The organism is Enterobacter dykesii (assembly GCF_008364625.2).
Classification (GTDB): Bacteria; Pseudomonadota; Gammaproteobacteria; order Enterobacterales; family Enterobacteriaceae; genus Enterobacter; species Enterobacter dykesii.
Genome location: NZ_CP126604.1, coordinates 66,268 through 80,490 on the forward strand (window position 1 = coordinate 66,268; position 14,223 = coordinate 80,490).

The following is a 14,223-nucleotide window of genomic DNA, read 5'->3' on the forward strand; positions in this document are numbered from 1 at the left end:
CTACTGGTAGGAAAACGTAATGCTGGCCAGCGCGTTAGCCGAGCCGGGGACCAGTTCGCCGGTTCGGATGTACTGCGCCTGGAACGGTAACGTGAGCGTCTGCGCCGCCGTGGTGCTCTGGATAAAGAACTGTCCGGTCGCACCCGCGGCCGAGCTGTCCGGCCCCATCGTCAGCGGCCCGCTGCCGTTGTAGAAAAACTGCACCCCAACGCCGGACGCCGTTGAGTCTCCGGTCAGCGTCACCACCGACGAGGTGTTCGACGGCGTGGTCTGATCGGTCATCACGGCGTGAACCGCCACGTTCGCGTCGCAGGTCAGGCCGACGGTAAACGTTCCCGATGGCGACGTGCTTCCCACCGTGGGCAGAGTGCGAATATCAATGGTGCCCAGCGCCACGCTGGCGTTTTTGCTACCGACCGTACACCCGCTGGCGGTCACCGTGATGGTGGTCGGGCTGATGATGACCTGCGCCGTTTTCGTTTCGTTGTTATAGGCGGTGAGCACCGCGGCGTTGATGGTCGGGATGTTATAGACGCCGGATTTCAGGGCGGCACCGGTTTTAATAAAGGTGACCTTTGCAGACCAGCCCAGATCCTGTGCAAACCCACTGGTGCCCTCTGCCGGGTAGCTTTGCGTGATACCGGTTTGCAGGGGAATATATTTTGTACTCTTAAAATCCTTCAGCCCGATGATATACCCCACGCCCGGTACGCCGGTCTCAAAAATGGTGTAGTTTACGCCGTCGACGGTGACCGTCGCACCGCTTGAGATGGCGCTGCTGCTGGGCTGCAGCGTGCCTTTGCTGCAGGTAAAAATAAGCCCGCACCAGAACACCTGCTGCACGCTGGCGGTGGCGCTCCAGGTCGATCCGATAATGCTGCCCGGCACCACGGAATCCGCTGGCCCGCTGTAGGTCATCGGCTGAGGGGAGAGCGTAATGTCCGATTTCCAGTCCAGCGCCTGCACGCTGGCGCAGAAAAGTAATCCGCCGAGAAGAAACGCTAAACGCATCATAGATACTCCGTTGTCCAGGTGGCGAGGGCTGACACATCACCGGCGCTCACCGGCGTAGCGGTGGCAACCAGCTGCGCGTAGAAGGTCATCTGTACGCTGTCATCCCCCGCGGTTCCGTACGCTGCGGTCTTTGTATTCAGGGGAATGAGTACGCTCTCTTTATCGAGGATCTGCACCGCCACGCCGGTAGCGCCACCGTCAGCAATTTTCAGCAGCTGCGGGTTGGCATCATCCGGCGTACCGCTGAAGCGAATTTTTACGCCAGCAAAGGTTGGCCCGCACGCTTCAAGCCTGAGCGTGAAGGGCGTTTTGATATTGCTCACGGCCCCGGCACGGCTGAACTGTTTAATACCAATGGTGCCCAGCGGCACGTTTTGCTCCCCGGAGTCCTGCGCTACCACGCAGGTGTTGCCGATCAAATTGCCGGTGACGGAGACCAGCACGTCGTAGCCGCGAACGGGGAGCGTGAAAACCAGCAGCAGCGCAATGCAGCCGATCCTAAGCGTTACTGACATACCACCTCCTGAGAATAAAGACCGGTGCGGGCGCTATAGTGCTGCTTGTTTAAGGCGTAGGTAATGGCGCAGCGCTGGCGGCTGCCGCGGCCCCACACGGCGTTCAGCGTGCCCTTCTCGGGCAAACCGGAGAGATACAGGCTGCCGCCATCGCCAACGATGCCGCTGGTTTTGTCATCATCGAGCGAGACCAGCGTGCCGAAGGGGAGCACGTCGTTGCCGTGACGCACGATAAACATCGCTTTTGCCCCCTGGTGCGTGGTGAAGGTGGCGCGAACCAGGGCACCGTCGGTAGGCGTTTTGTTGGCGATGGCGTTTTCCAGCTCCACGTCGTTGCCGGCGGTCGTCACGTCCAGCGCGACCTGGTTAATGCGGTACGGCGTGGCGTACGGGATCACCGCGTAGCCCCGGCCGTCCGTTTTGATGCCCTTATGGTTAAGCACGGCGACGCTGCTGGCCCCCGGCGCTTTCACCAGAATGTTGGTATTTCCGAGCGGCTGGCTCAGCGTCAGGCCATCTTCATGCACTACCGCGCCGCCGCTGATGCCGTAGCTGAGGTTGCGGGAGTCGCTGGCGTAGCTGTAGCCCAGGTTGTAGTCTCCCCACGCGCCTTCGTACTGCAGAGTGGCATCGCTGCCGTAGTGCTGTCGGGAGCTGTAGCGCTGGTTGACGCTATAGAACAGGTTTTCCTGGCCCGGCAGGTAGCCGCTCACGCCCGTGCTGGTGGTTGTGCCGGTGGAGTCTGCATGGGTTGTGGTAAAGCGCGCGCGGGTCGACAGCGTCGGGTTGCCCAGCGGGACCGAAATCGACATCGACAGAATGTTATCTTTCTTGTCGTCATACAGGCTCGAGCTTCGCTGGACGCTGACGCCAAGCGACACGTTGCGAAACGTGGCGTTCCACGCAAACTGCAGGCTTTGCGTGGTATTTGACGTGTTCCAGTAGGTCTGCTGATCCCACGACAGTGACAGCGAGCCGTATTGTCCCATCGGCTGCGACAGCAGCAGCTGGTTTTTTGCCTTGCGCGACATGCGCAGGTTGTACACGGTGTCGTATTGGGTGGTGACGGTGCCATCGTCTTCCAACGTCTGCTTTGGCGATCCGCCCGACATCCCTTTGTACGTGGTGTCGCTGAGGGTATAAAACCCTTTCGTGGAGTAGCGCAGGGAGAAGAAGTTAACCCGCGTGCCAATGTCGTTCAGCAGCTTGCTGTAGCGCAGGCGCACCGAATCACCGGTATAGTGCCGATCGTCCGCCAGCTGGCTGCGGGCGTGGGTCAGGTCGATTGAGTAGGCGCCAAAGCGGCCGAGGTTTTGCCCAAACCCGAGGGCCAGGCCGTTATAGCGATCGGCAAACTGCGCCCCGCCGTAAAACGTCAGGCCGTATCGCCAGCCGTAGAACAGCTCGCCCTGCGCGAAAGAGGGCGCATCCTGATTGCCCGTCGGGCGGTACTTCCCGACGCCCAGGGCATATTTCATCTGTCCGTTACGCACCAGGTTCGGCACGCTGGCAAAGGGGAGCGTGTATTGCGTTTTGCTGCCGTCGTTCTCCTGAATGGTGACCGCCAGATCGCCGCCCGAGGAGGTCGGATAGAGATCTTTCAGCACAAACGCCCCCGGCGGGACGGAGGTTTGATAGATGATGTTGCCGTTCTGGCGAACCGTGACCGTGGCGTTGCTGCGCGCGATGCCGCGGACTTCAGGCGCATAGCCGCTGAGGCTGGCGGGCAGCATGTTGTCATCGGTTTTCAGGGCGATACCGCGCAGGCCGACGGAGTCGAACACCTGCGCCGAGGTGTACGTTTCCCCGGCATACATCTGCGCGCGCAGGGCGTGAATATCGCGCTGCAGCCAGGTCTGCACGTGGGTGAGCTCATTGCTGTCTTTGGTCCACGTGGTGAAATCACGCAGCCGCCACGCGCCCAGGTTGACGCCGCTGTTAAGGCTCGCAAACAGCTGCTGTTCCCGCGTGCGCGTCTCGCCGCGATACTCATTGTTCGAGCCATTAACCACGTAATTCAGCCACGCGGCAGGAATGCCCGCTTCCCAGCTTTCCGGGCTGACGTACCCGCGCGGCAAATTGCGCATCGCACTTTGCGGTACGGTGAAGCTCAGGGTGAGCGTCTTCTGGTCCAGATCAAACTGCGTATCCGCAAACGCCTTCGTTAGGAAGATGCAGCGCTGCGCCAGCGGCAGGTCGCCGCCCTTCGCCTGATGGCTATCGATGCCCAGTGCGGCGAATTGTTCAGGCGTGAGGCAGGGCAGCGCTTCACCCGTGCTGTCTTCAGCAAGGCGGAACGTGACGTTACCCGTGAACGCATAATTCGTATTGATATACACGTTGAGGTTGTAATCACCCGGCGGCAACGCGCTCCCGGCGTTGACCCAGGCGAGATCGGCGCTGTTTGCGCTCTCGCCGTTGAGGAACGCGGGATTAAATTGCAGCTCGCTTTCAGCAGCCACGGCTTGCCGGATCGCCAGGGAGATCACCGTGGCGCACAGGATTTTTATTTTCACGTGGTCACGCCTTACTGTTTTTATTACTGGGATAACGACGCGCGCGTGGCGGGGGTCCATGCCCCGTAATCGTTAATGGTTTGATAGCTCATGCTGCCCGCATGGCTGAAGGTTTCGGCCAGCGTCACGCTGCCTTTTGGGGGGACCATCACCGGCTGCACCGGCATACCGTCAATTTTCACGTTGATGGTGGTGAGGTAGTACGGCGTGGGGTTGCTGAGCGTAACTTTTCCGGCGCGATAGGCACCGGCCAGTTTTTTCCACGCTTCTGCAGGGCTCTCACTGAGTCCTTCCGGGCGATAAAAGACCTTGATGCGGTTAGCCGACGCAAACTGCAGCGTATTCCCGGCGCCGCTTTTCGCCTGCTGTGGGATGGCTTTAACCGTCATCCAGTAGAGCGTCTCCCGATCCGCTGGCAGGGCTTTGCCGTTAAACATGATTTTCACCGCGCTTTCGCTGGCCGGCTTCATGACGTACAGCGGCGGCGTGATCACGAAGTCGTTGGTGCGTTCGCCTTTCTCATTCTCCATCCATGACTGGATGAGGAACGTGGCGTCGGGATGGGTGTTTCTCACCTGCATCATGGCCTGGCTGGTGGCGCTGGAGTAGACCATTCGCGTTGCGCCCAGCCCCACGCCGCCGGCATAGACGGCGGAGGAACATAACGCGCCCGCCAGGCAAATCCATGTGTTTACGCGCATAGTGTTTCTCCTGAAAGCTAAGACAGGCCCGGCTCGCAGACCGGGCCTGAAGGTTACGAATAGGTCACGGTGTAGGTCGCGACGGCGCTGGCATCACCCGCGGTGGCGCCGCCCTTCGGCGAGTAATATTTCGCGCTGAAGTTCAGGGTGTTGGCACCCTTACGCAGAGGGATGGCCGAAGCAGGTTCACCCAGCTTCACCACGTTGCCCTGCTCGTCATAAAGGCGAATAGCCACGTTTTGCGCAGAGTTGGCGCTGCCGTTTGCCCCGACGGACAAGCTATTAACATCGGAACCGTCCGGCGTGCCGGTGAAGGTGACGGCCACGGTTGTGGCGGCAATCGGATTCTCATCCGTAGAGGCTGAGGTATCGGCGATTTCACAATCTTCCAGGGTGATGGCAAACGCTTTTGCCGTGCTGGCTTCGCTGCCGGCGGTTGCCAGCGTTGCGGTACGTACTTCACCCATATCCACGTCAATGTTGGCGCTTCCTGCGCTGATGGCGCAGGCGGAGGTCACCACTTTGCCGCTAAAGTTCACCGTGCCGCCGCTGGTGCCGGCAGCCAGCGCCGAGCCTGCTGGCAGTAATGCTGCAATAGCGATCGCGAGCAGCGTTTTATTATTGAATTGAGCTTTCATTGTCCTGATTCCATGATGGTGTTATGTCGAGATTTGCTCTGAAAGCAGCAGGTCTAACTGGTTAAAAAGACCAGCAAATCTGTCTTGTTCCTGAGCCCGAGTTTTCTTATCGCTGAGCTTTTTAACGCGCTGACACGACGGTAAGAAAGCTGCTCTGTTTCGGCGATGTAACGCATATCCAGACCCTTTCGCAGTTCCTTCAATACCCTCCATTCGCCCGGCGTCAGCGATAACGCCGTGGGTTTTTTTAGTGGGCGATAACGGCTATCGACCATTTTTAATACGCTGGCTCGCCAGTGATAAAGCGGGTCCTGCAGCGAGAGATAGGCATCTATTTCACCGCGTATCCACAGCCAGGAATTTGCCGGTGCTGAATACATGCAAATAAGTACGTCGGGATAAAGGGCTTTCATCTTCCTGATATATTTCAGGCAGTCATATCCCGCGTGATATTTCTCCATGCCGGATAAAAAAATCACGTCTACCGGTGCGGCCGCGAGTATTGTTTCGATCTCCGCGTAATTATCGATCGATGCTGTAATCTGCATAGTCGGGACAATATTTTTTAATAACGCGGCGATCCCCTGGCGCGCAAAGTGATCTCCACCCAATAGCGCGATATTTAAATGACGTGTGTTGTTGAGTTTATTCGCCATGTCATTCCCTCGATTTATAATTGTAATGAGACTCGTCTGTCTGGCAGAACGATGCCTGTATTTTCGAAGCAATTAAGCATTGCACGGTGTGAGCCCACTATACTCAGGGCGTAAAAGAGGTAACCTGAATTAATCTTAATTTGTTTTAAGTACGGTTTAGGTGTAGCGTCAATTTCTCCTCGCTGAACCGGCTTTTGCTTATCTGCCTGTAAATAATCATACCGGTAGTTTTTATTGAAAAGTTAGCTTTAATAAATGTTTTGTAAGGGAATAGTCTGGGTACGTCATGAGACGCGGGTTGTTACTGACGGTGGCTAACAGTTTCGCACTGAAATTGTTAATTAAAACGGCAGCTTTCGAATTGGTCGTAATTTCGAAACCCGCTGGCAGAGCGCGTCCTCTCTGCTTTTTAATAAAAAAACTAATTAAGCACGCTGAATAATTCAGACAATGATGGCTGAAGCGTTCAACGGGCGCCTTTGTCGAGTTTTGTCAGTGTCAAGACGGCTTTAAATGGCGGTTAAGAAAACTTCAGACGGGTCAGATAAAGAGAAAGGAAAAATAAGATTTTTCGCCAGGTGCCAGGATATACAGTTGCGCATTTATCCGTCACATTAATCCTTACACAGGCGAGGGATACGCAGGTTAACGGTGAAGGGAATCTACTGGAGCAACAGGCGTTGACCGGAGGTATTTAGCCCATTCTATGCATAAGCATTACATTATTAATGGCCTGGTAGAGTTTCATCCAGCGGCCAGCACATTACGCGATCTCAACAATCCTGACCGGGTGGTGGTATTAAATTCCCCGGCGGGGCGCTGTTTGTTGTTATTAATAGAAAGAGTCGGAAGTATTGTGACTCAACAGGAGTGCATGGATATTGTCTGGCAGCGCCGGGGGATGCTGGTTTCGCCTAATACCTACTACCAGAACATTTCTATTCTGCGTAAAGGGCTGAAGAAGGTGGGTTTCGAAACCGATCCGATTGTCACTATCCCGCGCATTGGACTGACGCTCGCAAGCGATACGCAAATCACCGTTAAAGAGACGCAGCCGCAGGCTGAAGAGGAAGAACGTGCTGCTCCGGATGTCTGCGAAGAGACCGCCGCCCCGCCGGTCCCGATACGCCGCTTCTGGCTGCCGGGCGCGCTGGTGCTATTGCTGATGCTGGCTGGCGTGAGCGTTATCAGCCATAACCTGCTGCATGACAGCTATTTCGTCGACGGGTATCGCTTCGCGATGAAGATGGGCGAATGTCAGCTCTATTTTTCTCGCGATATTGAAACGCAGCGCGACAGGGATAAAGCCCTGGCCTATGCCGCCCCGTTTAAGGACCAGTGCGCGAACTATCCCTGGGTGTACGTCAGCGGCTACATCCTGCTGCCCCGTGCATCGGTCATTCGCTGTGACAGGCCGATGACGGAACCCAACCGCTGTATGTCCGATTATTTTATAGAGGATCGCTAGTATGGTTCGCTACCGTCAAACGCTTGTTGCGCTCTGCCTGTGCCTGCTGATGGGGGCTGTCGTGGCGGCGTATTACCTCTGGCATCGCCATTACATCCAGCCCTTTTCCTGTCAGGCGAACTTTATTCAGCATCACCGTGATGAAACGCTCTCTCTGTGGCTGAATTACACCGTGGAGGGTAACAGCGGAATACTCAGTATGAATGGCCGGTTGAAAAGCGATCCCACGAAGACCCTGAATCGCAAAGTTTTCTTTCAGATTGATCGCAAAGACAGCGTCTATAATCTGACGTCCATACGCAATATGAAATTTCCGGACGACAACATCAGCGACAGCTGGCTGGAGAAGTACGAGCCCTTATTTTTTATCTATCCGAATAAGAATATTTATATGCGTATTAAGAAACAGCAGAATGAGAATTATTTATTTATTCTGGGAACGCTGCCGACCTATGTGTGCCACACGTCAAAAAACGGATAGCAGCAGGGAGAAATGTTTTTAAGTTTTTGCGGGCATCATTTATGCTTGATTTAACAGCCAGGACCTATCCTAGGAAAATATAACAGCAACAATAATGTTGCGATAATGTAATTATTCTTCGGCAAGTTAATGAAAAATATAATTGATGATAGCGTCAGAATGACGCCTGCACGGAATAAATCCCTGCATATGGGTTTACTCCTGTGGCCCCATTTCTCGCTTTTCGCATATTCAGGATTGATAGAGGCGTTACGTATAGCATCCAGCGTCCAGAAGCGTAGCCAGAAAATACGTTTTAAACTCAACCTGATAAGCACTTATCCCGACTTACCGGTAGTGAGCAGCTCAGGGCTCAGCGTGCGGCCCGAGGCCGCCCATGCGCCGCCCGGCGACTTTGACTATATTGCGGTGATTGGTGGAGGTCTGGAGCATCTTCACCAGGGACACCGTGGCGACAGAGCGTTTCTCACGGATGCTTATCACAACAACGTGCCCCTGATTGGTATTGGTACCGGCAGCTTTATTCTGGCGGAGGAAGGCTTACTGAACGAGCGCCGCGCCTCGATTCATCCTCATCACCATGACGTTTTCACGCAACGTTTTCCGCAGGTTTATGCTGAGCAAGGCCTCGATTTTATCGACGAAGGCGATGTGCTGACCTGCCCGGGCGGGATCTCAACGCTCACCCTGGTAACGGCGCTGATCCGCGCCCACGGGGGAGACGACATTGCGGCCACCACCTCCCGGCGGCTGTCCCTTCCCCCGCATGACGCCGCCACGCCGCAGCCCGCGAATATCGCCATGATCCCTGATTCACGGCTGCGCAGGGCGGTGACGACCGTCGAGCAGTATCTGACTCACCCACTGAACGCCGCCAGGCTCGCGCAGGATGTTAAGCTGAGCGAACGTCAGCTCAACCGCCTGTTTCACGCCGAGTTTGGCAAAACGGCGCGGGAATTTATTCGCAGCGCCAGGCTGCGCTATGCCTGCTGGCTGCTGAAAAACTCTCAGCAAAGCGTTACGGATATTGCGCGGCGGATGCGGTTTAGCGACTGCGCCCACTTTATTCGTCATTTTCAGACCGAGTACGGCTGCACGCCGGGGGTATGGCGCACGTCGCAGAACTGATGCACCTATTTCGTGCTTTCTTCGTAGGGTATTACTGGCTCGCCTGGATAGACTTCCGTTAAAAGCCCAACGGAGGCAAGACGACATGAACTGGCAGCCTTTTCGCGGCGATGCACCGGAAAATATGACGATTTTCAGCGCGTCATTTCCCGACGTCAGCGACCAGTGGCCGATGAAAGACGACGCTGCCCGTGAGATCGTCTCCCTTGACCGCGCCCTGAAAGCCGAGCCAGCGCTCCGGCCGCCGAGGGTGGAATACGACGAAGGGGGGCAGGCCGTGCTTGTTCCGCAGAACCGCTATTCCGAACAGGCCTTCCGCAACCGTCCGGCGCTCACCGCGTGGAGAACCCGGCTGGTGCCCTCCGCGCTGGCGCTGTTTGTGGTGCAAAACCCGCTGGAGGACCGCCTGCCCGACGGCACGAAAATGGACAGCGACAGCCGCCAGTGGTTTATCCACGCTAACGATGCGATTGGCGTGCGTTCCCGCGCCCGGGTGCTGGCCGCGCTGGTGGATAAGTACATTCATAATGAGAGCGAGAACAACTGGGTTAGCCTCGCGAGCGGCGCCGCCATCCCGGTGCTGGAGGCGCTGCGTGAAGCAAAGCTCGACGGCCAGCGGGTGTATCTCACGCTGGTGGACAAAGACCCGGTGGCGCTCAGCTGGGCCGAAACCATGGCGGCGCAGGAAGGGATTGTGGTGGGGGAACAGCTGACCCTGCTCAGGCGCAACCTGCTCCATACGCTGGTGCGTAACGAAGACCTGCTGCTGGAGCTGGGCGAGCAGCAGGCCGAACTGGTCGACGCGCTGGGGATTTTCGAATACTTCAACGATACCGACGCGGTGATTTTTCTCCAGCGCGCGCTGCGGCTGGTCAAGCCCGGCGGGGCGGTGATTGTGTCGAACATGCTCACCAGCAGCCCGCAAATTGACTTTGTGCTGCGGGGGATCGGCTGGGAGGATATTTACCCGAGGTCGTTACAGCAGCTGCAGGATATTCACCTCGCGGCAGGCGTGCCGGTGGAAAACGTCACCGTGGTTGTGCCGAAGGACGGGGTGTACGCGGTGATGGAGATTAGGGTAGGGGATGAAAAACCGCACGGTCAGTTCCCTCTCCCTGAGGGAGAGGGTTAGGGTGAGGGGGAACAGGGCGCAAGGAGTGACTTGAATTAACGTTCTAAACCGCACATGATCCCCCCATGAAAATTGAAACCGCACTTCCCTCACACTTCGAACGTCTGGTTGCGATCTGGGAATCTTCCGTCCGCGCCACCCATCACTTTTTACAGGAAAGCGATATTGCGGCGCTGCGCCCGTTATTGCTTAACGCCTATCTGCCTAATCTCACCGTCGTGATAGCTCGCGATGATGCAGGCGTTATTCACGGCTTTTCAGGCGTGGATGAAAACCGCATTGAAATGCTGTTTGTTGACGACGCGAGCCGCGGGAAGGGCATCGGGAAATTACTGCTGCAACACGCCATCGCAGCGTTCGGCGCGAACGAGGTGGACGTGAATGAGCAGAACCCGCAGGGCGTCGCGTTTTATCGCCATATGGGGTTTGAGCAGGTCGGACGCTCGGAACTGGACGGGCAGGGGAATCCGTTTCCGTTGCTGCATATGCGGTTGGGTGAATGAATATTAACTTAACGCAGAAATCATACTTTTTAGATATGAAATGCAACGCGTTTTCCTGTGGGAAGTTCAACGTCGATATGAAGTTTCCCCCCCATTGCCTCAATGTAGCGCTTAAGCGTGGCAATTTTGAGTTCATTTCCACGTTGCTCTAGCTGTGTTACTGCGGGCTGACTCACCCCCATCAGGTCGGCAACTTTTTTTTGCGAAAGTCTCAGCTCTTCACGTAAAAGTTGCAGACCCGTCTCGAGGATCATTTCATCTGCCATCTCTTTAATACGTTGTTGGCTTTCCGGTGAACGTGACGCAATCACTTCATTTAAGGTTTTCACTTGGTTGCCTCCAGGCTTGTCAGATGAAAGGAAAATTCGGCTTCTGCGATGCGAATCATTTTTTCATAAAAGGCTTTGTCGTTACTCTTATCGCCCGCGCAAAGCACAATGGCCTGACGGACAGGATCAAATGCGAAGAAAGCACGTATCGGACGTCCTGCATATTGAATACGTAATTCTTTCATATGTTTATACCGTGAGCCTTTAACCGTATCAGCATAGGGTCGTGGAAGACGTGGCCCATATTTTTGCAGATTTAGCAGAGCTGCCAGTACCTTATCCTGTAATCCTTCTTCCTGTTCAAGCAGCCATTGCTCGAATACCTTTCCGAACAGAGCCGTCCACATGCTTTCGTCCATGATAAGCTGTAGCTTATAAAAAGAATATAAGCTGTAGTTAATAAATGCAATGGCTGTCATCGATAGCCAGGCTGTTAGTGGCAAGAGTATGACAAAGTTGAGGTATCAAACGGGATCGTGCAATTAAGAAATTGCGAGGCGCTTTCCAGCGTTTTTTCTATTCATGCTGGCGTGTATTGCTTCGAGACTATAGCGATCTATCTCTCTGAAAATTGGCGTTTTCCTAACTAGTGAACTATCCGGGATAACCGGATAGTTGAATGTTAATCAACTTTGCGACCAGAAAAATTGTTCATGAGATGCCCATTAATTGTTCGAACATCTTTACCTTACAGAGCGGCAATGGCTGCCGGAGATTGGATTACGTCTCAAGAAAAAGAAACCAAATTTTGACCGCACAAAAAGCACGATGAATAACATCCGGTTCGAGGATGAGCTTTTGGAAAAGATTGAGAAGGCTGCGGGGAAGGGAAATTGTAGTAAGTGGTTAAAAGAGGCGTATAGGCTTAGGCTTTGAATGAGTAGTTATCAAAGCTTTATAGGTAGTGTTGACGATGAAATAAATGATAAATTCGGAATATATGTTCCAAACTTATCATTGATGATAATGTTATAATTATCAATTATATACTTAAAATGAATCAGCCATTTTAACCGAATCTGCTTTTAAATTTTTGCGAACTTATCCGTCGTTGCATTTTTCCATTACAATTGGGACATAAATGTTGTTTCTTCCCTTCAATTTCCCATGTGTAGTATTTCTTCTTAAAGGGATTATGACAGATATCACACTTTCTGGGCTTAAATATAGCACCAATAATGACCATTAAAATTATAGTGCCTATAATCCATTCCATTACAGCTTCCCTTGGCGATATTTTTGAAATCGGTGAGAGAATAACACTCAATATTTAAATGAATAAGTGATCATGTTCACATAAGGTGACTGGAATGTGGGAATTTATTTATTAATAAAGTTTTTATTAAAGTGGATGGCATTTTTGGCGGAAGATCACAGGAGTCGAACCTGCCCGGGAACGCTGGCGTCCCCAACTGGATTTGAAGTCCAGCCACCTCACCGGAGATGACGATCTTCCGCGCCTGCATTGCTACATGGAGGCGGGGCGCATTATAGCTACTTTCAGGCATTTACCACATACCCCGACACACTTTTTTCACCTCTCTTTTGACCTGTACCCCCCTGTTTCAGTTAATTCCTAAGAAAATCCTCAGGTTAGCCTTTCGTGCTCTCCAGTATTTACCGCGATCACAAAAAACAAGAAACGTAATCTGCTAACCAGAAAACGCAATACCTGACTTTGAAACAATGGTTTAAAACCAATGCAACCGGTCTCAGCGCCCCCTACAGCGTGAAGGATAAAAAAAATGAGCGAAGTATTGTCAGTAAAAGAGAAGATTGGCTACGGCATGGGAGATGCCGCCAGCCACATCATTTTTGATAACGTAATGCTTTATATGATGTTTTTCTACACCGATATTTTCGGCATTCCCGCCGGGTTTGTCGGCACCATGTTCCTGCTGGCCCGCGCGCTGGATGCGATCTCCGACCCGTGCATGGGGCTGATTGCCGACCGCACCCGCAGCCGGTGGGGAAAGTTCCGTCCGTGGATCCTGTTCGGCGCCATCCCGTTCGGCATCGTCTGCGTCCTGGCCTACACCACGCCGGATCTCAGCCTCAACGGCAAAATGGTTTACGCCGCTGTTACCTACACCCTGCTGACCCTTCTCTATACCGTGGTCAATATTCCCTACTGCGCGCTCGGCGGCGTGATCACCAACGACCCGACGCAGCGTATCTCCCTTCAGTCCTGGCGCTTTGTGCTGGCGACGGCGGGCGGCATGCTCTCCACGGTGCTGATGATGCCGCTGGTGAACCTGATTGGCGGCGACGACAAGGCGTTCGGCTTCCAGGGCGGGATCGCCGTGCTGTCGGTGGTCGCGTTCCTGATGCTGGCGTTCTGCTTCTTTACCACCAAAGAGCGCATCCAGGTTCCGCCGAGCACCACCTCCATGCGTGAAGATCTGCGCGACATCTGGCACAACGATCAGTGGCGCATCGTCGGCGTGCTCACCATCCTCAACATCCTCGCCGTCTGCGTGCGCGGCGGGGCGATGATGTACTACTGCACCTGGATCATGGGCTCGCCGGAGGTGTTCGTCGCCTTCCTCACCACCTACTGCGTCGGCAACCTGATCGGCTCCGCGCTGGCGAAACCGCTCACCGACTGGAAGTGCAAGGTCAGCATCTTCTGGTGGACCAACGCCGCGCTGGCGGTGGTCAGCGTGGCGATGTTCTTCGTGCCGATGCACGCCACCGTGCTGATGTTCGCCTTTATCTTCGTCATCGGCGTGCTACACCAGCTGGTGACGCCGATCCAGTGGGTGATGATGTCCGATACCGTCGACTACGGCGAATGGACCAACGGCAAGCGCCTGACCGGCATCAGCTTTGCGGGCACGCTGTTCGTGCTGAAGCTCGGCCTGGCGCTGGGCGGGGCGATGATCGGCTGGATGCTGGCAGGCGGCGGCTACGACGCGGCAGCCAAAACCCAGAACAGCGCGACCATCAGTATCATCATCGGCCTGTTTACACTGGCCCCGGCGGCCTGCTACGTGCTGAGCGCCATTATCGCCAAACGCTACTACACGCTGAAAACCCCCTTCCTGACCAAAATCCTGGGCGAGCTGGCGCAGGGCGCGCGCCGCAATCAGCAGGAGTTTGAAAACCTGCCGGTCAGCAAAGAATTGCAGAACTAAGAGGA

14 protein-coding genes and 1 tRNA gene are annotated in these 14,223 nt (G+C 54.8%); 6 read left to right on the forward strand and 9 right to left on the reverse strand.

Going from position 1 to position 14,223, the window contains the following annotated elements; genetic code table 11:
• The 6 genes from F0320_RS00280 to F0320_RS00305 are packed head-to-tail and all read right to left on the reverse strand — an operon-like array spanning position 1 to position 6,040.
• Positions 1-1,011, reverse strand: coding sequence for a fimbrial protein (locus F0320_RS00280; RefSeq protein ID WP_126330545.1), 1,011 nt, complete (start codon positions 1,009-1,011; stop codon positions 1-3).
• Positions 1,011-1,529 carry a fimbrial protein gene (locus tag F0320_RS00285; protein ID WP_126330398.1) on the reverse strand — a complete coding sequence of 173 codons (519 nt, stop codon included), beginning with the start codon at positions 1,527-1,529 and terminating at the stop codon, positions 1,011-1,013. The genes F0320_RS00280 and F0320_RS00285 overlap by 1 nt, the downstream gene beginning before the upstream one ends.
• A complete protein-coding gene (locus F0320_RS00290; RefSeq protein WP_126330400.1) occupies positions 1,520-4,045 on the reverse strand; it encodes a fimbria/pilus outer membrane usher protein in 2,526 nt (841 codons plus the stop codon). The genes F0320_RS00285 and F0320_RS00290 overlap by 10 nt, the downstream gene beginning before the upstream one ends.
• A gap of 23 nt (positions 4,046-4,068) precedes the next feature.
• Positions 4,069-4,746: a fimbrial biogenesis chaperone gene (locus tag F0320_RS00295; protein ID WP_126330402.1), complete on the reverse strand. Its 678-nt coding sequence runs from the start codon at positions 4,744-4,746 to the stop codon at positions 4,069-4,071.
• Positions 4,747-4,799: 53 nt separating this feature from the next.
• Positions 4,800-5,384 (reverse strand): fimbrial protein, encoded by a 585-nt coding sequence (locus F0320_RS00300; RefSeq protein ID WP_126330404.1) that lies wholly within the window; start codon positions 5,382-5,384, stop codon positions 4,800-4,802.
• A gap of 53 nt (positions 5,385-5,437) precedes the next feature.
• Positions 5,438-6,040 (reverse strand): helix-turn-helix transcriptional regulator, encoded by a 603-nt coding sequence (locus F0320_RS00305; RefSeq protein WP_126330406.1) that lies wholly within the window; start codon positions 6,038-6,040, stop codon positions 5,438-5,440.
• Between the two features lie 706 nt (positions 6,041-6,746).
• On the opposite strand from F0320_RS00305, the gene F0320_RS00310 reads away from it, so the two are divergent.
• The 5 genes from F0320_RS00310 (at position 6,747) to F0320_RS00330 (ending at position 10,752) form a co-directional block, all read left to right on the forward strand.
• A complete protein-coding gene (locus F0320_RS00310; RefSeq protein ID WP_126330408.1) occupies positions 6,747-7,508 on the forward strand; it encodes a winged helix-turn-helix domain-containing protein in 762 nt (253 codons plus the stop codon).
• A 1-nt stretch (position 7,509) separates the two neighbouring features.
• A complete protein-coding gene (locus F0320_RS00315) occupies positions 7,510-7,989 on the forward strand; it encodes a hypothetical protein (RefSeq protein ID WP_126330410.1) in 480 nt (159 codons plus the stop codon).
• Between the two features lie 189 nt (positions 7,990-8,178).
• A complete protein-coding gene (locus F0320_RS00320) occupies positions 8,179-9,117 on the forward strand; it encodes a GlxA family transcriptional regulator (RefSeq protein ID WP_126330547.1) in 939 nt (312 codons plus the stop codon).
• Positions 9,118-9,202: 85 nt separating this feature from the next.
• Positions 9,203-10,249 carry a class I SAM-dependent methyltransferase gene (locus tag F0320_RS00325; RefSeq protein ID WP_126330412.1) on the forward strand — a complete coding sequence of 349 codons (1,047 nt, stop codon included), beginning with the start codon at positions 9,203-9,205 and terminating at the stop codon, positions 10,247-10,249.
• Positions 10,250-10,314: 65 nt separating this feature from the next.
• Positions 10,315-10,752, forward strand: a complete 438-nt coding sequence (locus F0320_RS00330) for an acetyltransferase (RefSeq protein ID WP_126330414.1) — start codon at positions 10,315-10,317, stop codon at positions 10,750-10,752.
• 29 nt (positions 10,753-10,781) lie between these two features.
• On the opposite strand, the gene F0320_RS00335 is transcribed toward F0320_RS00330, so the two are convergent.
• From F0320_RS00335 to F0320_RS00345, 3 genes are all read right to left on the reverse strand, one after another.
• A complete protein-coding gene (locus tag F0320_RS00335; protein ID WP_126330416.1) occupies positions 10,782-11,081 on the reverse strand; it encodes a helix-turn-helix domain-containing protein in 300 nt (99 codons plus the stop codon).
• The gene (locus F0320_RS00340; RefSeq protein ID WP_126330549.1) at positions 11,078-11,428 is read right to left on the reverse strand and encodes a type II toxin-antitoxin system RelE/ParE family toxin; all 351 of its coding nucleotides are present in this window, start codon (positions 11,426-11,428) and stop codon (positions 11,078-11,080) included. The genes F0320_RS00335 and F0320_RS00340 overlap by 4 nt, the downstream gene beginning before the upstream one ends.
• A gap of 1,014 nt (positions 11,429-12,442) precedes the next feature.
• Positions 12,443-12,537 (reverse strand) — tRNA-Sec (locus F0320_RS00345).
• 289 nt (positions 12,538-12,826) lie between these two features.
• On the opposite strand from F0320_RS00345, the gene F0320_RS00350 reads away from it, so the two are divergent.
• Positions 12,827-14,218 (forward strand): glycoside-pentoside-hexuronide family transporter, encoded by a 1,392-nt coding sequence (locus tag F0320_RS00350; protein ID WP_048976450.1) that lies wholly within the window; start codon positions 12,827-12,829, stop codon positions 14,216-14,218.
• Positions 14,219-14,223: the final 5 nt, after the last annotated feature.